This window comes from Mesorhizobium sp. LSHC412B00, assembly GCF_000503035.1.
Classification (GTDB): domain Bacteria; phylum Pseudomonadota; class Alphaproteobacteria; order Rhizobiales; family Rhizobiaceae; genus Mesorhizobium.
The window spans coordinates 478,628-499,765 of record NZ_AYWB01000002.1 but is presented as its reverse complement, the minus strand read 5'-3'; the positions used below and the strand labels follow the sequence as shown (position 1 = coordinate 499,765).

Here is a 21,138-nt window from a genome sequence, read left to right as displayed (position 1 = left end):
GCTCTTGTGCAGCGCTTCGGCTGCCGCCAGGAAGCGCTCGATTTCAGCCCGGGAAAGCTGTTCGGAAGGTTTGTTCTGGCCATTGGCGCTCTCCATTGAGGGCGTCGCCGCAACGAGGACCATAATCCTACATGCCAGGCCGTCTGACAAGCGCCTCGCCGGCCTTACCCGAAGGAAGACGCAGGGCCACGGCGCCAAGCGGAGCCATCAGGAGCAACCCGCAAAGATGAGCAACGGCAGGCCCGGCGACCTCCTTTGGCACACGCGACAAACAAAAGGGCGCCGAGCCTTACCGGCGCTGCTTTGTGAGGGAGACGACGCCGGATGATGAGAGTATGCGATCATGCTAGTGTCTGCGAACCATGCGAATGAAGGAAAGCCGCGTGGCAGTGCCAATCAACGACGTTGAGACCAAGGTCGGTGGGTGCGATCAGGTTCGGACCATGATGACGGGCTGGTGGGCCTGCACATGGTGGTGGCTACCGCGCTACCGCCTTGCTTTGCGCCAGCCGGCGGCCCATGCCTCTGCCTCGCTGCACAGCCAGCGCTCGCTGTACTGAAACTGATCGTCGTCTTCCAGTAATGCTCCTGCACTGGACGTGATAAATCGCTCATCGGTACTGGTGGAAATGTTGCCCTTGATATCGCAGCTCCCCGCGTGCGGGTGCCACTCAGCCAGCCAGCTGGGATGAGCCGGTCAGGGAACCATCACCAGCGCCGGCAGATATTGCCGTCGCCACATCCACCGCCCCTTTGCGTTCTTGCGCCAGCGGTCGGCCTGATCCGCACCTTGATGACGCTGGACTTTGCCCACGCCCTCTCCCCCGAGTGCAGAATGCTTCCAAAGCGGTAGCGAGTCCAGACCGGAACATTAGCGCCGACTAACGGTTATTTCGGCAGTGTTCCGAACCGTGATTGGTAGAGCGTTGGTGGCGTTTCATCTTGTCTATTTTTCCGGCCTGACGGCAGACCAGCTGCTAGGCAGCGCCGTTTCTATGATAGTGTGTTTGCTGCTTTATCACGCTCTAGCTACGGACCCTTAACTGATGGTCCACTTCCCGGCTACCCGGCAATCGAAGGTCGCGCGACGTTCCCGACCTTTTCAGCATGATGAGAAGCGCCTCTAGGATTTGTTGTGCGCCCGTAGCCAGTGCCCATGCATTCGCGACGATCTCTTGCTCACGCTCTGTCATCCCGCCCTCCTGAAAATATGAGGTCGGAGCGTGCTTTAGAAAGCTTCGCCCCAGCAGGGGCGTGCTTGACGATTTCGGCGAACAGAAAAAGTCGCCGGCTCCGCCCGACCAGGCCGGGATGGTCGTTGGGATATTTGTTGACGGCGCTCGTGTTCACCTCACGTCCAACGCGGTTGAACTGCAGCTGACCGTCGATGTCGTGGCTGAGAATGTCCTTGGGGCTGTCCTTGGGCGTCGCCGGGTCCAGCCAGNTTGTTGACGGCGCTCGTGTTCACCTCACGTCCAACGCGGTTGAACTGCAGCTGACCGTCGATGTCGTGGCTGAGAATGTCCTTGAGGCTGGTCCTTTGGTCCCCTGGTCCAGCCAGGCGTCATAGTATGCCTGGTAGAGAATGAGGCTGTTGATCATGCAACTGCTTCATCGGTTCTGCGGCAGGCTTTGTGATGATGGTGCAGCTGGTTATGTCGAGATTGGAATTGTAAGCCCAAAGTCCGGCGAACGAGAAAGGCGCGTGGCCTGGCTGGGGCAAAACGCGCAGCGAAGGAGAGGCAATGAGCGCGTTCGCTATTGTTCTCCCTGAGCAGCACGTTCACGCGGCGGTTGCTCGGCCGTCAATCTAGGGAGCATGGCAGTTGCCGGCGCGGTTGATGTCGTCGACAATATCGTGCCATTCTACACCGATGCCTCGATGAAGACACTGAAGTCCATGCCCGAGTTCAAGGCGGTCTTCATAGCCAAGCCTAAGCCCATGCACGAAATGATCATGCGCGAATGCAATGACGCGGCAATGAGCAAGCCCTACGCCGAGTTCTGCGCCGACGTGAATTCCCTCCGCGGAATGCAGTAGATCATTCACGGTGCCGCGCAGTTTGACGACGATGGTGGGCAAATTGCCCTCATCACAATGACTGCCAGCTTCTGCCGGCAACAGCGTAATGCCAGGGGTGACCGACGCCGGCCCAGAGACTCCCCGGGCCGCTCCTCCCCAGCCTCCAGGCGAGCAGGCCGGCATCGGTCAGTAAGGTCCCGTAGGTGTGCAATATATCGTTGACGCCACGAATTGCGGACGTTCGAAACCGGTCATTGGCCATTTCGTGTGACCAAATTCCGCGACTGTTTACTTGCGATCACAAGGCCCCGCAACCTGGAGGTTCCGAAGCGCCATACTGGAGTACCATTGGCGTGGTCACGCGATTTGAACCCGACAACGGTGCTTGAACCAGACCAGGTTAAACGTCCGTTATCGTTTTGCGCCAGAAGCGGCCAGTCAGCTTCCGGCCAAATGCGGCAGCGCTCATACTACCATGGTCAAATACAGCTCCCATGGAACTAGTTGTCTTCTTGGCCTTTGGTTCGCCAGACCATACGAGAGAATACGAGAGAAACGGCTTGGCGAACCAACCACTGACGTACTGATTTCCTGTAGAAAACGCTGACCCTCCGGGCCCACAAACTTAATAATCAATGGATTACGCTTAATTCTCAAAGTTTGAATTGAGCATCATCGGCTAAGTCTTTCCGCTAGAGTCAAATGACTTTGGCCCTGTTCGTCAATTTCTCGGTCTTTCGTTGGCGCCTGTCACAGTAGCTCAAGCCTCCCGGTCTCGAAAGACCCTGCAACGATGCGTGCGGTAATCGGCGGCAACGACGTGCAATTAGGCGGGTTCTGAACTCCGTATGGCGAGGACACGTATGAAGACGACTACCTGGGCGCATCCAGATCGTCATCCATAAGAATACGCTCGGCCTCGGATCGCCAAGATCTATGGCCTTCCGCATGAAGATGACCGATGCCGGCATTTCCTATGGGTTTCACGGGCTTACCTATAGCCATATCGCTTCGCAGCTTCGGACCCGCTACGGACCCGCAGCTGGCGGCAAGGTGATCGTCGCCCATCTCGGCAGCGGTGCCAGTCTGTGCGCCATGAATGCTGGAATAAGTGTTGGGTTTTCGACATTGGACGGCCTCGTCATGAGCACGCGTTGCGGCGCGCTCAATCCTGGCGTCACCCTCCATTTGCTGAATGACCGGAAGCTGCAGACGGACGATTGGTCACCCTTCTCTACGAGCAATCCGGCCTGCTCGGAGTGTCGGGGATATCCGGTGATATGCGGACGCTAATCGACTCCGATGATCCTCTTGCCGCCGAAGCAGTCGATCTCTTCGTCTATCGTATCGCACGCGAGATCGGGTCGCTGGCCGCTGCGATAGGCGGACTGGACACGCTGGTGTTCAAGGCAGGCCTAGGCCAAAACGCCCAATATATTCGAGAGAGGGCCGGGGCTGTGGCCGGCTGGTTTGCGGTTAATATCGACCACAAGCTGAATGGACGAGGCGACGAGGTCATCAGCCTTGCTGGTTCCGACGTCGACGTGCTTGTGATCCCCACGGATGAAGAGAGAGCCGTGGGGATCCAGCTGCTATCTGTGCGCCCTCAAGCTTTGTCGCTCGTGCCCTGAGCGCCGAACCTGATGCTACTCGCGCGGCGGGTGTCTCGACCTGTCAGGAGTTCGGCGGCAGCAGCATGGTCCCATAGCCGGCCATCAAGGCGATCAAGGTTGCTGCAACCAGCGGCAACCAGAACTTGATCGGTCCGGCAATACTGCCAGCGATGCGCGGCGATGCCGTCAGCACCGTCAGGAGCCAGACCTCCCACGGGTTGAAACCGCCCCATGGGTCAATCGTCCGGTTTGGCAACAAGGGCAAGATGATCGCTGTCGCAGCCGTGCGGCAAGACATATTTGCGGCGATGTTCCTCCGGCAACGAATCGTCCCAGCTAGTTGTGGAGGTGCGACAGTTGAAGTCCAGGCTGGTGCTCCATGCCGGATAACAACGATTCCGCCGATCGGAACATGTCCTCGAATTCCAACTCGTTTTCAAACACCACGCCGCCGACGCTGATGGTCAGCGTGTCCGCGGTTCCTTTTGGCGCGAAATAGGCTTGGGCCACGCGCGCCCGGATACGCTCGCCGATCTCCCTGGCGTCTTCTTCTGTCGCACCGGGCAGAAAGACCCCGAACATGGAGGTTCCGATCCGGCCCACCAGATCTTCCTTGCGTACCGATGACTGGATGGTCGAGGCTATGAGCCGCAAGGCTTCGTCACCCCAGCCAAGGCCGAAGCGCAGATTGATGGACCTGATGTGTTCGGGATGAATGACCAGGAAGGCGCCAGATCTTGGACCAGACGATTTCGGCCTGGTTGCTCTCCTTTCGACCATCGACGTGAAGACTGTCCGGTTGAGGCAGCCTGTCAGGCTGTCAAAGGTCGCCGACTTGTTGAGTTCTCTTCGATAACGGACGAGCTCGGTCCGCTGCAGGCCAATGAACAGCAAAAGCGGGCCACCGACGATGACCGGCAACAGGATCGCTGTGACCATGCTGCGGCCGAACGGCGTCAAGGCTTCCGAGAACAGAAGCAGATAATTTAGGCCAACCGAGAGGAGCAGAATTCCCGCCGATCCCAGGGCAGTCAGCCATGCGATATCTTTCCATTGCCGGGGCGAGCTATTCGCCATTGGTGTCATCATTAGCCAATCTCCCGCCTGATCGGCTGTCATAAGGCCAAGGTGCTGCACTTTCAGTTTCGAGGAAACATACAATTTTAGTAATGGCGCAATCACCTACCATCGGCCCGAAATCAGGCCTTCAAAAGCAAGGCTACGGCGGTAAAAGCGACGACACCGAATTATCGGCTATTGCGGCGGGCCGAATATCCCCATCTGCGCGTCTCTGGCCACTGCCTCCGCCTTGCCGTAGATGCCACTCGCCAGGGCCGTCGCCCAGCCATTGGAAACAAGCCAGGCGCCGACATCCTGCTTGCCCAAGCTGCACGGTGCCGCAATGGCAAAACGATCGATTTCCGGCGGCACGACGCATTTCAGCGCCCGGCCGCGCAGCCAGGAATTGAACGTCGCGCGCGCACGCTGGCCGCAAGGCCAGGCGATGCCACGAAAGGAACAGGTCTCATCCAGGTCAATGCCTTGGATCCCGCTGATGGCTACCTTGCGCCCCATCGATTCGAAGGTTGCCGACGAGGTGGCAACCGGTTGGTACAGCAGGACCTCTTTCCAATCCTTTGGCATCCGCATCCCTGCAGGCGAAGCCAGACCAAGGTCGCTGAGCGGCGGGCGCGGCTCGACCCGTTCGATTTGCGCCGGATCAAGCTGTGGCGGCGCGATAAGGTCCTGAGCAATCTTGCGTGCCCGTCCTCGCCATGGCGTATTGGCGGCGCTCGCAATTGGTCGCAGTGGCTGGCTATCGTCGATGGATTGACGCGACGCTGGTATCGGCCGATCGATGGGAAGCAGATCGGCGGCCCGCATGATCAACAAGACCCCGGCCAGGAGGAGCAGGCTTCCGAGCGCTATCAAGCGATTGTGCCTCAGCCAGCCCATCAACTCAAGCAAGGTTCCTTGCCCCTCAATACCCCGATGTCGATTTGGCGACCAGCTTGAGTGCGCCTTTTCGAACCTGATAGAAGGGCATGGATCGCTCACTGGAGCCATCCGCCCGAAACCGGAACAGGCCGGTCGATCCGCGAAATCCGCTCCGATTTTCGAGCACCTGCTTGCTGAAGCCGTCAGGCCCGGCCGAACTTGCAATTCCTGCTGTCAGGGCGACCATATCATAGGCGTAGGCGACATTGGCGTCGGCTGGATAATTGTAGGTCGTCTTGAAGCGGTCGGCGATCGGGCCGGTTTCGGTTGGGTCGAGCGTGGCGATGTAGGAGCTCTCAAACAGCGGCTCCATCGGATGTTCCAGCCAGCGGTTGGTTCCAACGACGGCAATTGCTTTTCCAGGAATGCCTTTCGTTTTGAGCGCCGCAAGGATCTGCGCCGGATTGTCGTCGCCGCTGGCGATGATGATGGCGTCGGGAGCCTCGACCAGCGAGCCCACATCATCGACCACTTTGGTGCCGCCGTCGCCGGCCGGATACGGAATGGTGACGGCGAGCGTCGCGCCATAGATGCTGAGACTGTTGGCGACCCGCTTTTCCACCACGCTGGCATTCGGGCCCGCCGCAACGAGCAACACGAACTTCTTGCTGCCTTTGGCCGCCAGGCCGGCTGCGCCCGCGGCCGCGCTGTCGGCCTCGTTGAGGCGCACCGCATAGACGCCTGGGCCGCCGGCGAAATTGTCGGCCAACGCCAGCACCGGCGGCCGCTTCGATCCCGACAGCTTGGCTATGTGCTGCGCGGCCGCGAGTTCGACCGGGCCGATGACGATCTTGGTTCCAGTGGTGATCGCCTTCACAGCCAATTCGCTGGCGTGCGCGCTGTCGCCCTTGGTGTCCTCGACCGTAACCGTGAGCAGTGCGCTGCCAAGGTCGGCCATTGCCAGCTTGGTCGCATCGAGCATCTTCCGGCCGTTTTCGCCGGCGACTCCCGGGGCCGACAAAGGCAGCAGCATCGTGACCTTCGTCGACCCGGTGCCGAGCGATCGCGTGGCTTGGGCCGGGCTGGCAGCGGTGCCGGCGGCCGGCGCTCCGGGTGCGGCGATCGCCGCCTGGTCGAGCGCGTCCGAGACGCTGCCTTTCGACTGGCAGCCCGACACTATGCCCGCTAACGCAAAGACGATCGCCCACGTCCACGAACCGTGTCGCTGCCGGCCAGAATCCATGATGCCTCCCTCATATCCCGCCGGGTATTTGTCCCGGTCTCATCCGTTCATCTTACGGCAGACTTGCCTCGCCGTCTTTGCAATTGCTGGATTATGGCTCAGCCGTCGAAAAGTTTTGCCCGGAGCGCCTTGATCATTCTGGCTTGCCCGGCGCTTCGATAGTCCGCGCATTTCATGTATCGTGGGCCCGGCACGAACAGGCGGCGCACACAAATCCGCCTCGCCGGGGCAGGGGCACCATCGTCTCCTGCTGTCGGGAATGCGGAGAATCCGAACGTCGCCACCGGCAATGGCCCGGCCACCGCAAAACCTTCTCTCGCCAGGATTGCACGCGCACGCCGGCAGTAGCGGACCGAAAGTTCGGAGAACCGGGTTTCACCGTGCCCGGCACGATACTTCATGACGGTGGTGCAGAGATCGCCTGCGGCAAGGCTGTTTGCCTGCGCCAGATATCTGACGCCGAGCGCGATGTTGGTCGCCGGCGCGCCAAGCTCGTCGAGCGAGCCGCGAAAGCCGAGCATTCGCGCCGTTCCCGGCATCACCTGCATCAACCCGACCTCACCATCGGCGCCGCGCACATCGGGATCGAATTCGCTTTCGATCTCCATTACCGCGTGCGCCAGCACCGGCTCCAGGCCGTAGAGCGATGCCTGGCATGTCGCAAACGCCTTGAATGTCGCGCGCGTCCATTCGGAGGCGGCGTCGCAGCGAACCGGCCGCCTCAAGCCGAACGGTGCTGGTCTCTCCAGGCTAGGTCGTTCCAGCCAGTTGGCGCAGGCTTGAGTGGCAAGCTGGCCAAAACCGGTCAATGCGATCGCTCCGGCGATCGCCCTCGTCAATCGTCCGCCGACCATGGGGTCAGCCAACCGGCACGGCCGGATCCCTTCCGGTCAGTTCATGTACTCGACCATGCGGTCGTGGAAGCACTCGCACTTGTTGAGGGTGTCTTCGTCCTTGTAGTTCGTCTTGAGATAACCATAGGCCATGCCGCAGGCGACCTTGGCTTCCGATGCCCAAACGAAGGCGGGGCGCGAAGAATTGATCCATTCCGAGCTGTTGGCGACGGCCACCGACTCGTCCATCAGCTTCACCACCTCGGCCTTGAGATCGACGATGTTGTCATTCAGCACCAGGTTCGACGTGCCGACCGTGCGGCAATAGTCTGCCACCGGCCCTTCGATGATGTCGGCGGCGAAGCCCGTCGATCCAGCCAACAGCAGCGCCGCTGCCGAAGCCAGCAATCTTGCACAACGCTTCATTTAAGTCCCTCTCCAAACTGCGGTTTTATGTTTCGCTAATATATAGCATGGGAGCACGGCCACGCATAAGTGCTAAATCGTGGCCGTGTGCTGTACGTGGGCCGTGTCGTCGTAAATCAGATTGATGGTGCCGGCGACAGGTGCGTTCTGCAAGACGGCGACGTCGACGAAATTGGCGCCGCCGGTTGTACCATTGGTATCGACGCTGAGCGTGTGTGAGGCCGAATCGTATTTCACGAAGTCGGCGATGTTGGCCCCCGGTCCTGTTTCAAACAGGGATGACAGGTCGATCTTGTCGCCTTGGCCGCCGCTGTAGTCTGCGATGAGGTCCTTGATGTCCAACCCGTCGAGCTTGAATGTGTCGGCGCCCGTGCCGCCGGTCATGGTGTCCTGGCCGGCGCCGCCGATCAGAAGGTCGTTGCCGGCGTTGCCGTTGATCGTATCACTGCCGGCGCCGCCATAGAGCACGTTGTTGGCGCCGTCGCCGTTCAGCGTGTCGTTGAAGTCCGACCCGATGATATGAGGCGCCGCCAGCGTCGACGTGTACGAGTGAGGGTCTCCGGCCAGATCCGACGAGTGATTCTGGATGGTTTGTCCCGCCGGGCTCAACGTGATGCCGATGGTGCCCGCAGCGGTGTCGTTATCGCCATCGACGACACTAACCGGAAGATCGAAGCTCACCGGACTGTTTGTCGAAACTGCTGCGCCAAAATCTCCGAGCTTGAAAGTATCGCCCGATTCGTAACCGATCTGGAGGCTGTTGTACCCGTCGGCCGTATAGGTCGCTATCGAAGTGTTCGAGACGATTGAACCGACGACTGCTTCATATTGTGTTCCAGCCGCTGCGCCATCGACGAAATGCACTGTAAATAGATGACCGCCGACTGTGACGTTCGTTGTTGTTGTACCAATGTCGGCGAACGACACCAAGGTCGTCGCGCCATTGTAGCTTATTGCAACTGCGGTAAGGGAATCCTGGACGCCGTCGCCGACTTTCGTGTTGCCGTCCGGATCATCGAAGGCAGCGAAACGAGCCGCAGACCCGGACGTGCTGGTGAACAACGCCGATGCGCCGTTGGTCGTATAGTGTTGGTCGAAAAGATGATTTTGGTTCGCCACCGTCGAGTAGTCACCGTTCGGTGGACTTCCGGTCAGGTCCACGACAAAGTCAAGGCGCATTTTCTCACCTAACCCAACCGAATTGCCGCCGCTGACGCCACCCTCATTCGCGTTTGTGTTCAGAGTCCCGGCGTTTACGCCGCCTTCCATCGGCGTTAGCAGCAGATCCTTGCTGTCGTCATTGGCTGCGGTATTGAAGCCTGCCCACACCTTGTTGCCGCCGACGAAATCATAGGCGCCCCCGTTGAAATCGACAGTGGTTATGCTGTCCACAATTCCGTTCATATCGACGGAGTATGAGGCGGTCGCCGGGTTGAGCGTAATGACAAACACGGATGTGGCGCCGGCCAGACCCGTGAGCATGTGGCCGTCTGCGGAGACGTCGTACACGATCGAAACGCCGTTTGAGGTCAGCCCGCTCGCCGTGCCGTCGAGCGACGTCGGGAAGATGACTGTTCCGCCATCAGCGCCGTAGTTGTTGGTAAGTATCCCGTCGATATCGAGGTCGAACGAGACGGGCGCTCCTGCTCCGTTTGCCACGACTGCGGAGGCCGGAGATATAATCGTCGGGCCGTCATCGAGGAAGGTCAGGTTCTGGCCGATGTTGAGCGTCGCAGCGGAGCTGTCGCCGTCCTTGTCNCGAGATCGTCGGGCCGTCATCGAGGAAGGTCAGGTTCTGGCCGATGTTGAGCGTCGCAGCGGAGCTGTCGCCGTCCTTGTCGGTGATCGTTGCCGTCAGCGTCACCAGATTGTCGGCATTCAGGCTGACTGCTTCGTTCGGGTTGGCCGTCGGATGGACGACCGCCCGCTGCTGGTCGAGCGTCACATTGCCCGACGCATCGGTGGTGACCGTGAACACGATCAGGCCGCCGGCCCCTGCACGGCCGACCACCTGGCCGGCTTCGAGGCTCAGCACTACCGCCTGGCCGCTCGCCGTGTCGACCAGTCCGGTCGTTCCGGCATTGAAGCCAAGCGCATAGCTGATCGAACCGGCGCCGTCGGCGCCATAGCTCGACGTGAAGGCACTGGCAAAGCTCTGCGTGTCGTTGGTCGCCAGAACCGTCTCGTCGACCGTCAGCGAGTTGCTGGCGCCAGGCGCCGAGATCGTCGGGCCGTCATCGAGGAAGGTCAGGTTCTGGCCGATGTTGAGCGTCGCAGCGGAGCTGTCGCCGTCCTNCTCCCGCCGGGGCGCTCGCCGTGTCGCCCAGTCCGGTCGTTCCGGCATTGAAGCCAAGCGCATAGCTGATCGACCCGGCGCCGTCGGCGCCATAGCTCGACGTGAAGGCACTGGCAAAGCTCTGCGTGTCGTTGGTCGCCAGAACCGTCTCGTCGACCGTCAGCGAGTTGCTGGCGCCAGGTGCCGAGATCGTCGGCACATCATCGACGATGTCGACAGAGATGGTCGAGGTCGAGCTGTTGCCGAAGCTGTCCGTCACCGTATAGGTGAAGACATCCTTGCCGAGTTCCGTCTCGGCGCCGTTGTTTGTGGCCGGCGCCGTCGTGAAGGGTGTCGTCAGCGTGTAGGTGTAGTGCCCGTCCTGGTCGATCTGCAGCACACCGTAGGTGCCCTGCACGGTCACAGCGCTGCCGCCGACCACCGATGACGTGGCCCCGGCGATGTTGGTTACATGCGGGCTGTCCGGATCGCCGAGCGTCAGCGTCCCCATAACAGTCTCGGCCGTGCTCGACGGGTTCGTGCCCGTCACTGTGCCATGGTCAATGTCGTCGCCTGTCGTGCTGGTGTCCAGCGCCGCCTCGTTAACCATTAGCGTTGCCGCAACCGGCTGTGGCGCGCCGCTCGACACGGTGATTGTCAGCGTCGAGGGCGAGGTGTCGCCGTCGCCGTCCGTGATGGTGTAGTTGAAGACGTCGACACCCGACGCGTTCGGGTTGGCGTGATAGCTGTAGCCGCCATTGGCATCGACCGTCAGCACACCAAAGGTGCCTGTCACCGTGCTGCCCGCAACATTCGTCCAGGCAATCGAGGCGATGCCGTCGGCGCCGGCCGTGTCGTTAGTCTCGACATTGCCCACAACCGTCTGGCCTGACTGCGCCACGTCGGTATCGATTTGCGCCGTCGGCACGTCGTCGGACACCGTCACGTTGACGGTGCCGGTTGCCTGGGTGCCATCGGTATCGGTGGCGACCACGCCGACATGGCCCAAATTGACCAGGTCGTCGGCGTTAATGCCGGGATGGGCATCGTAACTGTTGTTCAGCGTCGCTGTCACCGTCGCCACGTTGTTGGCAACCGACAGATCCAGCGTCACCACGGTCACGGCGCCGTCCTTGCCCACGACCTGGGTGTCCGATACTCTGGTCCAGGTCAGGTTCGCGGTGTTCAGCCCGCTCAGGTCGGTGCCGAAGGCGATCGAGGCGATCGCATCCGAGCCCGGCGTGAAGGTGATCGAGTTCGAGGCGAAGTCCGGACCGGCCGGCGTCGAGCCGTCGCTCAGGTTCTGGTCGTCAAGCGCCAGCGTGATCGGAGCGCCCGCAACCGGGGCCGCGCCGTCCGTGATCGTGAAGGCGATGTTGGCCGTNTCAAGCGCCAGCGTGATCGGAGCGCCCGCAACCGGGGCCGCGCCGTCCGTGATCGTGAAGGCGATGTTGGCCGTTGACGTGTCGAGGTCGCCGTCCGTCACCGTGTAGGTCGCGTTGACCGCCACGGGACCGGAGCTGTTGTCGACCGAGGCATCCGGCGTGAACGAGTAGGACCCGTCCGCCTTCACCTGGATGGTGCCCGCGCCGATGTCGATCGACTGCGAGTAGCCCGTACCGGGATCGAAGGCCAGCAGCGTGCCGTTGATATGCGTCACTGTCGCGCCATCGGCGCCGGCGACGAAGTCCAGTGTTCCCGTCAGCGCCGGGGCACCTTCAGCAATCGACTGCGAGGCCTCATCATGCGCCGTCGGCACGTCGTCGGACACCGTCACGTTGACGGTGCCGGTTGCCTGGGNAGTGTTCCCGTCAGCGCCGGGGCACCTTCAGCAATCGACTGCGAGGCCTCATCATGCGCCGTCGGCACGTCGTCGAGGATGTTGACGGTGAGCGTGGCGTCGGTGCTCTGCAGATCCTGATCGGTTAGCGTTACGGTGAAGTTCTCGAAAAGGCTGTTCGTGTCTTGGCCCGCGGCATGCGCCTCGTTGTCGGCCAGCGTGTAGGTGTAGCTCACCTGGCCGGTGGCGGCATTGTAAGCCGTCACATTGAGTGTGTTGCCGAGCGCGGTGGTGAAGGAGCCTGCGGTGAACACGCCATCGGTGATGAAGGTGTTGCCGCCGATCACCAGCGAGTGGATGCCGTCGGGCGAGGAGACAATGAAGGTGCCGGCGCCGGTCTCGGCCGTGCTTGCCGGATCGGACCCTGGTCCGCCCGGCGTGCCGGCGTCCAATGCCGCCTCGTTGACGATGACGTCGCCGCCACCGGCCTCCGGCGTCAGATCCGTGATCACAGGCGTCGAGTTGCCAATCGAAATCGTCAGCGTGGTGTGCGAGGTGTCGCCGTCGCCATCCTTGACGGTGTAGGTGAAGACGTCGTTGACGCCGCCGGCCGAGCCTGCATCGCGAACGTAGCTATATGTTCCGTCGGCGGCCAGCGTCAGCTTGCCGTAGAGGCCCTGGACCTGGACGCCGAGCGAGCCGGTGGCGTCGGCATTGGTGTCGCCGGCGGCGACGCCAACCACCGTCGCGCCGTCGGCGCCCTGGGTGTCGGCAACGCCGTCCGTGGTGTTCGCGTCGACCGCGTCCGTACCGCCGACAAGCACATTGCCCGTCGCGGGGCCAAACTGGCCGGCGGCGATGCTGTCCGTGTCGGCAACCGCTGTCGGCACGTCGTCTATGATGGCGACGGCAAAGGTGGTGCTGGCCGAATCGCCGTCGACATCTGTAACTGTGATGCTGAAATTGTCCGGAACCGTGTCGTTGGGATTGAATCCGCCCCCCTGAAGGGGATGAGTGACCGATTCGGTCACCGTGTAATCGTATTGGATAGCACCCGTGCTCGGATTGTAGGAGACGATCGTCAGGTAGCCGAAATCGCCCGGAATATGCTGGCCGACGGCGGTAACGGTGACGCCGTTGATGACGATCGACCCGATACCATCTGGTGCGTTGATGCTGATCGATCCGATGCCGGAGGTTTCAGAGTTACTGGGCGCATCGCTGCCGGGTGATTGAGCCGGGCCGCCGTCAAGACCAGTTTCGCTGGCCGCCTGGTCCGGGGTGAGCAATGATGTGGCCACTACTGAAACCGGCCTGTCGACGACAGACGGGAAGAGTTCGCGCCGATCCAGAAGGCCAAATTGCAGAGCCGTGGGCGGCAACAGCGCCGAAAGACCGAATCCGTCGCCGATGCCACCTGGGGGAACCGAGAAGTCTCCGCCGGCACTTGAGTTCGAACCGCCTTGACCGGCCGATATCGAGCCATCGGCACCGAAGGCGACATCGACATGGCTTGCTTCAAGCGCTGCCAGCAAGGCAACGCGCGGTACCTCGACGTCACCGATGATGAAGGTCGGCACGTTGAGCGCGCCATCCTTGATCACGATCACCGAGCCATCAGCCTGTTCAAGCACGAGGTTGTGGCCGTCGACCTTGATGTTGTCGATCGAGACGTCGGCCGGAAGCTTTACCACGTTGCTGGCGTCGGCCACGTATTCGTGGGGCGCAGCTGCCGCCGGGGCCTTTGCCTCCGCGGGTGCATCTTGCTTGACGGGCGCGCCGCTGCCGACATCGACCGGTACGGGCTCGGCAGGCGCCGCCTGAGCGGCCTGCGCTACCTGGACCTGCGACGGCGAGCCGCCATGTTCATCGGGAGAATGCTGGTCCCAAGAATTCGAGACGGTGTCCAATTCGTTACTGTTCGTCATAACCAAACCCCTCCGGTATTTCCCGGAAAGAGACAGTGACGGCCTCTGCTTTGCAACTATCCCGCAATCATTTTCATATATTCCGATATGCCTGTCTCGGCATTTTTTACACGTGGTAAACCCCAAACATATAACCTGGTATACATGGTTGAGTCGCAATCCGTTTAATATCCGCTAGGTCGAGCTGGGTTGGTAAATACAGGTATAAATTTGAATAAAATTTTATGCAAAATAGATGTTACTGTTTGCGAGAAACTTATCCACCTTCATTTCCAGTAATTTGAGACAAGATTGGTAGCGTCCGCAGTCAAAGGTGGGCGTTATGAAAAAAGAAAAATCTGCCCCGGGGATAACCGGGCTCAAGCTGCTCCTGCTGGCAATGGGCATAGCAAGCCTGCCGCAGCCATCATCCGCGAGCGCCATCGCAGCTGACGTCGGCCGTACCGATGCGCTGCTGGCTCGGGTCGAAACCCCGCCCAGTCTCGGCGGCGTTTCACTGGCTCGACCGCAACCTTGGCAGCCCGTTTCGGCCTACAGGATCGGTATGATTTTCGGCAGCTATGGTCCCGTTGCCGTTCATGAAAAGAGCGATCCTTCGATCGCGCAGGACGACGCCGGGATCGACCCGATCCAGACGGCGGCGATCATTCCCGGCGTGTTCGGTTCGGTTGCCCTGTCGATGCGCAATTTCCCGGTCTCGGCGCGCTGGGCGCCTGTCTACAAGGCAATCGTCGACTGCACCGCGGACAGCGCGTGCGAGCGCAACAACAGCACCTTTGCCGGGATCGTCAAGGCAGCCCGGGACAAGCGCTTCCTCGACAAGCTGTCCTTCGTCAACGCAAGTATAAATCGCGCGATCGCCTACAAGAAGGACAGCGTGGTTTACGGCAAGCTCGACTATTGGGCCAAGCCCGCGGAAATCCTCGAGCGGCGGGCAGGGGACTGCGAAGATTTTGCCATCCTCAAGATGGCCGCGCTGCTGCATGCAGGCATCCCGGTTCAGAGCATGTCGCTGGTTGTCTTGCAGGATCGCAAGCGCGGATTCTTTCATGCCGTGCTGTCGGTCAGCACCGGCAGCGGGGTCTTCATTCTCGACAGCCTGAGCAATGTCGTTTCGCGCGACAGCGATCTGCCGAGCTACGTGCCGCTGTATTCGTTCAGCACCGACCGCGCATGGATCCATGGCGCAAAGACCGGCTCTGCGCAGACAGCCGATATCAAGGGCGGCCTTTCGACGGTCGCGCCGGGCGAAGGTCTGCAGCAGTAAGTATGCCGTGTCTGGGGCACTCTAGAGCAGTTCCAGGAAAAGTGTGACACGGTTTTCCCGGGAAGAGTGCGTAGCGCTTTCCGTTGGGAACTGAGTCAAATCAGCGAGATAGAGCGGTTCACCGTTCCGTGAAGCGGTGAAACGCTCTAGCCGCCGAAGACGAACGCCATCAGCAGTTCCGGCTCGACCACCGGCGCCCGCACCGCATTCAGTTGACCCCGATAGCGGCGGTCGCCGGCGCCGATGACGAAACCGGTGGCGACCGGCGTCTCGCCATTGGCCTCGAGCCTGGCGAATATGTCGGCGACATTCAGGTCCAGCGCCAGCTTGAGGTCGTGGCGCGCATCCTCGTTCGGCGCCGCCGGCAATTGACGGCGCACCAGTTGCTGGAACGGCGCATTGAAGGTCAGGATCTTCTTCGAAGATGACAGGGCAAAGGCCGGCGAGGGGCAGGCGACCAGAATGGCGTTGATGGTCTTGATCGACGCCAGCCTCTGCAAGGTGACGTTCTGGTCGGCCAGTCCACGCATGCACGCTACGCGGATTGCCGATGTCAGGTTTCCGGTGTTGGCGTGGCTCTCGGCAATCTCTTCGATCAGCATGCCGATCGTGCATTTCCGGCTTTCTGCCATTTGCTTCAGCGAGGTCCAGAACGCCCGTTCCAGACGAATGCCGCGGCGCGTGCCGCCTCGCGCCACAACCCGGAACTCCAGTCCGAAATCCTCTGCCGCCAGCGGTGGCAGCAGCCGGTCGCGATCGGCAGGAAGGGAGACCGCGCTATCGCTCACTCATCGCCTCCTCACGCGCCTTGTTGATCGGCTTCATCAGGTAGGTGAGGATCGTCTTGCGTCCGGTCTTGATGTCGACCGAACAGATCATGCCGGGGATGATCGAATAGGTCTTGCCGTCGCGTGTCAGGGTCGATTTGTCGGTGGCGACACGGACCTGATAATAGGGTTCGCCGGTCTTCTGGTCGACCAGGCTGTCGGCAGTGATGTTCGAGACCTTGCCTTCGATGCCGCCAAAGATCGAGAAGTCATAGGCGGTCACCTTGATCAGGGCATCCTGGCCCGGCCGGATGAAGGCGACGTCCCGCGGTGAGACCCGGGCTTCGACCAGCAGGGTCTCGGACGTCGGCACGATACCCGCGACGACCGCGCCGGGCTGGACGAAGGCGCCGACCGTGTTGATGTCAAGCGTGTTGACGATACCATCGACAGGCGAACGGATATCGGTACGCGCCACCTTGTCGGTGGCACCGCGTATCGTCTCGTCCACCACCGAGAGATCGGCCAGCGCCTGCGTTAGATCGCTGAGCGCTTCCTGTTGCAGCTGGAGGCCAAGTTCGTCGACCTGAAGCTTGGCTTCCGTGATGGCAGACCTGGCTTTCTTGATGGTCTCTCCGGCAAGCGTCAGCTGACCATTGAGCTCGGTCTGCTCGCGCTCGACGCGGAGCTGCTCGGTTCGCGCCATCAGGCCCTTCTTGACCATCGCTTCGACCAGCTTCGCCTCCTGGTCGCTGACGGCCAGGTTCTTGGTGAGGCGATCGGCATTGGCGTTGGCTTCGTCGAGTTCCTTCTCACGCTGATCGAGGCGCGACTTGAGAACCGACAGTTTGACTTCGAAGTTGTCGCGCCGCGCGATTAGCAGCTTCTGCTCGTTGTCGCAGATTTCCGGCGCCACCTTCTGGATCTCGGGCGGGCAGGGAAACGCGCCCTCTAGACTTCCGGTCTGTTCGAATTGGAGCCGTGCAATGCGCGTCTGCAGCGCCCGCGCCTTGGCCTGCTGCTCGCCAAGGCTGGAAGTGTTGAAGGTGTTGTCGAGACGAATGATGAGGTCATTCTTCTTGACGACCTGACCGATCGTCACGGCGATTTCCTGAACCACGCCCGGCTCGCTGGCCTGGATGATCTGGGTCTTCGACGCCGGTATGATCTTGCCGTCGCCGCGTGCGATTTCATCGACCTCGGCAAAGGACGCCCAGGCTACCGAACTCGCAAAGAGCGCTCCGATAATGAATATCGAAGCCGACGCAAAAAGCGGCGGACGGTCTTCCCTGGCTAGCATTTACCACGTCCCAACGTGCTGTGTTCACGCATAATTCTGTTCGTCAGGCGCTTGTTTTCTGCAGCGCTTGTATCACTTGGTCTTTCGGTCCATCGGCAACGATCTTGCCCTGCTCGATGACGATCAGGCGGTCGGCCAGCTCGAGCATGCTGAAGCGGTGCGTCGAAACGATCAGCGTCGTGTTGCGATCGAAAGCCACTTTGAGCTGCTTGATCAGCTGGCGCTCGGAAGCCAGATCCATCGAGCCGGACGGCTCGTCCAGGAACACGATTTTCGGTTTGGTCAGCAACAGGCGGGCAATTGCCATTGTCTGCCTCTGACCGCCCGAGAGATTGGTGCCGCGCTCGCCGACATTCATGTCGTAACCTCGCGGATGGCGGGAGACGAAGTCGTCGACGCCGGCAGCCTTGGCCGCGTCGACGATCTGCTCATCGGTCGCCTCCGGGCACGCCATCAGGAGATTTTCCTTGATGGTGCCGGAAAATAGATCGTTGGCTTGCGCGACGATCCCGACCGCGGCGCGAACCTCCGATGGGTGGTATTGGCGGATGTCGATCCCGTCCAGCAGCAGCTCGCCGGAGGTCGGCAGGAAAAGCCTGCCGATCAGCCTCCCCATGGTCGTCTTTCCCGAGCCTATGCGGCCGATGATGCCAATCCGCTCACCGGGCTTCACCGAGAAATTCAGGCCGGTCAGCACTTCGTTTTCGGAACCCGGGTAGACAAAGCCGACATTCCTGAATGCCATTGCACCGTTGCGAATGGGGCGGTTGACGAAACCAACCGTGTCCGGCCGATCCTCAGGCTGCGCCATGATCGAATTCACCATTCGCAGGGACAGCATCGCCTGGCGAAGTCTGGACAAGGTGATCGCAATCTGCCCAAGCGGGGCCACCGCCCGGCCCGCCAGCATGACGGTGCCGATGATGGCGCCGGTCGAGACATGCCCTTCCGAAAAGGCATAGGCGCCGGCCACGATCAAAGCGACGGTGACCATCTGCTGGATGGCTTGCGTTATGTTGCCGGCGGCAGCCGAAAGCTGTTTGATCTTCTCGGACGTGTTGGATGCGTTCTTGGAATGCTCCGCCCATTTTCGCAGAAGGTACGCCTCTGCCCGCAGCGATTTGATCGTTTCCAGCGTGGAGATGGATTCCACCAGCAGGGCCTGGCGCTGCGAAGCCTCGTTCATGGAAGCGGCAACGCGTTTGCCGATGCGCCGTTGCGTGATCAGCCCGACGATCACCGAGGCGACAAAGGCAATGGCCGGTATGACGACCAGCCAACCGCCTATCGCATAGATGACAAGAAGAAAGACGAAGACGAAGGCTGTGTCGATGAAGACGCTGATGGTGTTCGACGTGAAAAACTCGCGCACGAACTCGTACTGGGTCACCCGATTTGCATATTCGCCGGTTGAGCCGGGCCTTGCCGACAAGGACGAGTTCAGCACCTTCTCGAAAAGCATATAGGAGATGCGAAGATCGGCCTTGCGCCCGGCATAGTCGATCAGTGACGCTCTGGCGGTCTTCAAGAGCAGGTCGAACAGAATGACCGCGCCGATCCCGATCGACAGCACCCAGAGAGTCGATATCGCCTTGTTCGGCAAGATCCTGTCGTAGACGTTCATGGTGAAGATCGGTGAGGCAAGAGCCAGCAGATTGATGAATACCGCCGACAGGATGACCTTCGAATAGGTGCGCCAGAACGGCCCCATCGTGCCGGTCAGCCAATGTCGCCGCTCGATCTTGGCCGCCGAACCGACGCTCATCGCCTCTACTGCGTTGGCATAGGTTATCGAGAAGGAAACGCCGCCACTAATATAACTTCCGGAAAACTCGGATTTGCTGATTGTCGTGCGGCCGTCTTCCTGGGGAGCGGTCGTAAATCCACCGTCCTCGGTCTGGGCAAGCAGCGCTACAGGCAACTGGCTGACGCGAAACAGAATGGCGGGAAGGTCGATGCGTCCGCGAAGAAAGTCGCGATGGCTGAATTCCGTGATTTCAAGACCGATGCGTTCGGCAAGATGCCGGATGGCGTCGATATCGATGCGGGTGTCTGACAGCGGCACGCCGGCAAACAGCACGGTCTCGGAACTCGGCCTGCCGAGGTACCCGGCAACAGCGGAGAAGCAGGCCTTGAACGCCTCTTTTGGGGAGAGGATTTTGGGTTGTGGGTTCACGATTGGCCCGCAGGACTATCGTTCGTCCTTGACCTTCCTACTTCTTTCTTACCGGTGCGAGGATGTCGAAAGGCAGATCGTTCGTCTGCTCCGACGGCGTGCGCGCATAGGTTTCGGTGTCGGCCGTTTCAGGCGCATTGAACTCGGCCTTGGCATAGGCGGTGGCCTGTTTTGCCGGCTGAAGATTCATGGTCTTCAGCAACTGCCCGGTTGCCGCCAGCAGCCGGTACTGCGCGAAAAGCGACGCGTAGGATGCGGTGTCGGCAAGCGTAGCTGTGTTGAACCGCGTGTTCTGCGCGTCGAGCACGTCGAGCAGCGAGCGCTGTCCGACCTTGAACTGCTCGCGATAGGACGCCACCAGCCTTTCGTTGGCGGCAGCCTGAAGCTTCAATGTCTTTGCCAGATCGGCCTGCCGGAAGCGGCGATCCCATGACGTACGGACGGCTTCCTCGATCTCGCGCAGAACCTGGTGCAGCACAAGGCGCTGCTCGCTGGTGCGGCGGACCTGCTCTTGCTCGTTGGCTTTGTCGATGCCGCCGCGATAGAGGTTCCAGCGCAGCACCAGCCGCGCCTGCAGGTCGCTAGCGTCGCCATCGTCGCCGTCGATGTCATAGCCGCCGCGGGCGCGGCCTTCGGCGATGACGGAGGGCCCGAATTTCGCCCGCGCCGCATCCACCAGGGAGGCGGCGGCGTCGATATCGCTGTTGGCCATGTGGACGCGCGGATTGTTCTGTCGCGCCAGCCCTAGCGCGTCGTCGAGCGACCTTGGCAGCGCGCTCGAGACATCGCTCGGCCTTGACGCGTTGGTCAGCGGCTTACCGACCGTCTTGAAGAACCGTATCTTGGAAGCCTCCAGTTCTTCGGTCGCCTCCTGCATACGTGCCTTGGCAGCGAACAGCCGCTCCTCGGCCTGCTGGCGATCAGCCTCGTTCAACGCGCCGCCTGCAATACCTTGCCGGATGTCGCCGAGGATTGCCTGGTGAAAGCCCAGATTCTTCTTCGCTTCCGAAACGATCGAAGCCTGCAGCATGTATTCGAGATAGTCCTGGACGACAGACAGTCCAATGAATTCAGACCGTTCCAGCACCCGGAACGATGCGCCGTCGACCCGCGACGCCTGACGGTTCAGTTCCGCCCGCCTTGCGCCGCTGTCATAAAGCGTCTGCGTGACAACGACATCGGCTTCCGACGGATAGAGCGCGTCATCCTCTATGGACAGCGAACGCCGGGAGGAATTGTCGAGACGACGAACCCCCGCCGACGCCTCGACATCGACGCTGGGAAGATAAAGTCCCTTCGCTTGGCGTAGCTCGAATTCGATTGCTTCGCGGTTTTCGATCGCTTGGCCAATTTCGGGGTTGGACTCCACCGCAACCGCTATCGCCTCCTGGAGAGTGAGCGCGTGAGCATTCCCACAACTCAATATGGCGACCGTCGTCAGCAGGCCGAGGCGCTTGCCTATCGCCGACATAGATGTCGTATTCATTTCACCCCACCCCAACGTTCCCCTGCGCCATTATTGCCAGGCGTTACAACTCAACCGTGATTGTTCACAAATTTGCAAAATAT

The 21,138-nt window shown here is 60.8% G+C and carries 17 protein-coding genes and 1 pseudogene; 3 read left to right on the top strand and 15 right to left on the bottom strand.

The features are described 5' to 3' along the window. Nucleotides 1-1,564: 1,564 nt before the first annotated feature. Nucleotides 1,565-1,723 (bottom strand): SOS response-associated peptidase family protein, encoded by a 159-nt coding sequence (locus X757_RS1000000169660; RefSeq protein WP_198024394.1) that lies wholly within the window; start codon nucleotides 1,721-1,723, stop codon nucleotides 1,565-1,567. A 96-nt stretch (nucleotides 1,724-1,819) separates the two neighbouring features. On the opposite strand from X757_RS1000000169660, the gene X757_RS1000000168470 reads away from it, so the two are divergent. Beyond that, nucleotides 1,820-2,041 (top strand): hypothetical protein, encoded by a 222-nt coding sequence (locus X757_RS1000000168470; RefSeq protein ID WP_023725563.1) that lies wholly within the window; start codon nucleotides 1,820-1,822, stop codon nucleotides 2,039-2,041. A gap of 918 nt (nucleotides 2,042-2,959) precedes the next feature. Then, nucleotides 2,960-3,654, top strand: a pseudogene (locus X757_RS1000000166250) (hypothetical protein). A 43-nt stretch (nucleotides 3,655-3,697) separates the two neighbouring features. Here the strand turns inward: X757_RS1000000166250 and X757_RS1000000169385 are convergent. The 10 genes from X757_RS1000000169385 to X757_RS158095 all read right to left on the bottom strand — a co-directional run bounded on the left by X757_RS1000000169385 (nucleotide 3,698) and on the right by X757_RS158095 (nucleotide 14,059). Next, the gene (locus X757_RS1000000169385; RefSeq protein WP_280940376.1) at nucleotides 3,698-3,829 is read right to left on the bottom strand and encodes a hypothetical protein; all 132 of its coding nucleotides are present in this window, start codon (nucleotides 3,827-3,829) and stop codon (nucleotides 3,698-3,700) included. Between the two features lie 143 nt (nucleotides 3,830-3,972). Then, entirely contained in the window at nucleotides 3,973-4,725 is a 753-nt protein-coding gene (locus X757_RS158055) for a GGDEF domain-containing protein (protein ID WP_023725559.1), read from the bottom strand. 165 nt (nucleotides 4,726-4,890) lie between these two features. Then, nucleotides 4,891-5,604: a thermonuclease family protein gene (locus tag X757_RS158060; RefSeq protein WP_245275038.1), complete on the bottom strand. Its 714-nt coding sequence runs from the start codon at nucleotides 5,602-5,604 to the stop codon at nucleotides 4,891-4,893. A gap of 13 nt (nucleotides 5,605-5,617) precedes the next feature. Beyond that, nucleotides 5,618-6,817, bottom strand: a complete 1,200-nt coding sequence (locus X757_RS158065) for an ABC transporter substrate-binding protein (protein WP_023708369.1) — start codon at nucleotides 6,815-6,817, stop codon at nucleotides 5,618-5,620. A 98-nt stretch (nucleotides 6,818-6,915) separates the two neighbouring features. Beyond that, entirely contained in the window at nucleotides 6,916-7,626 is a 711-nt protein-coding gene (locus X757_RS158070; protein ID WP_245275037.1) for a lytic transglycosylase domain-containing protein, read from the bottom strand. Nucleotides 7,627-7,707: 81 nt separating this feature from the next. Beyond that, complete coding sequence (locus tag X757_RS158075; RefSeq protein WP_023725556.1) at nucleotides 7,708-8,076, bottom strand: hypothetical protein; 369 nt, start codon at nucleotides 8,074-8,076, stop codon at nucleotides 7,708-7,710. 72 nt (nucleotides 8,077-8,148) lie between these two features. Then, on the bottom strand, nucleotides 8,149-9,855 hold the full coding sequence (locus X757_RS158080) for a type I secretion C-terminal target domain-containing protein (protein ID WP_023725555.1): 1,707 nt from the start codon (nucleotides 9,853-9,855) through the stop codon (nucleotides 8,149-8,151). Continuing rightward, nucleotides 9,770-10,420 (bottom strand): DUF5801 repeats-in-toxin domain-containing protein, encoded by a 651-nt coding sequence (locus tag X757_RS1000000168845; protein ID WP_023725554.1) that lies wholly within the window; start codon nucleotides 10,418-10,420, stop codon nucleotides 9,770-9,772. The genes X757_RS158080 and X757_RS1000000168845 overlap by 86 nt, the downstream gene beginning before the upstream one ends. Next, nucleotides 10,311-12,128 (bottom strand): S-layer family protein, encoded by a 1,818-nt coding sequence (locus X757_RS158090; RefSeq protein ID WP_023725553.1) that lies wholly within the window; start codon nucleotides 12,126-12,128, stop codon nucleotides 10,311-10,313. Before X757_RS158090 ends, X757_RS1000000168845 begins: the two co-directional genes overlap by 110 nt. Continuing rightward, nucleotides 12,125-14,059 carry an Ig-like domain-containing protein gene (locus X757_RS158095; protein WP_023725552.1) on the bottom strand — a complete coding sequence of 645 codons (1,935 nt, stop codon included), beginning with the start codon at nucleotides 14,057-14,059 and terminating at the stop codon, nucleotides 12,125-12,127. The genes X757_RS158090 and X757_RS158095 overlap by 4 nt, the downstream gene beginning before the upstream one ends. A gap of 322 nt (nucleotides 14,060-14,381) precedes the next feature. Here X757_RS158095 and X757_RS158100 point away from each other — a divergent pair, with 322 nt between their 5' ends. Beyond that, nucleotides 14,382-15,326, top strand: coding sequence for a transglutaminase-like cysteine peptidase (locus X757_RS158100; protein ID WP_023725551.1), 945 nt, complete (start codon nucleotides 14,382-14,384; stop codon nucleotides 15,324-15,326). A gap of 146 nt (nucleotides 15,327-15,472) precedes the next feature. Here the strand turns inward: X757_RS158100 and X757_RS158105 are convergent, their stop codons facing one another. From X757_RS158105 to X757_RS158120, 4 genes are read right to left on the bottom strand one after another with little or no spacing between them, the layout of a single operon-like run. Then, nucleotides 15,473-16,114, bottom strand: a complete 642-nt coding sequence (locus X757_RS158105) for a ribbon-helix-helix domain-containing protein (RefSeq protein ID WP_023725550.1) — start codon at nucleotides 16,112-16,114, stop codon at nucleotides 15,473-15,475. After that, complete coding sequence (locus tag X757_RS158110; RefSeq protein WP_023691466.1) at nucleotides 16,104-17,393, bottom strand: HlyD family type I secretion periplasmic adaptor subunit; 1,290 nt, start codon at nucleotides 17,391-17,393, stop codon at nucleotides 16,104-16,106. Before X757_RS158110 ends, X757_RS158105 begins: the two co-directional genes overlap by 11 nt. A gap of 43 nt (nucleotides 17,394-17,436) precedes the next feature. Beyond that, entirely contained in the window at nucleotides 17,437-19,569 is a 2,133-nt protein-coding gene (locus X757_RS158115; RefSeq protein ID WP_023687775.1) for a type I secretion system permease/ATPase, read from the bottom strand. Between the two features lie 37 nt (nucleotides 19,570-19,606). Continuing rightward, a complete protein-coding gene (locus tag X757_RS158120) occupies nucleotides 19,607-21,055 on the bottom strand; it encodes a TolC family protein (RefSeq protein WP_023725549.1) in 1,449 nt (482 codons plus the stop codon). Nucleotides 21,056-21,138: the final 83 nt, after the last annotated feature.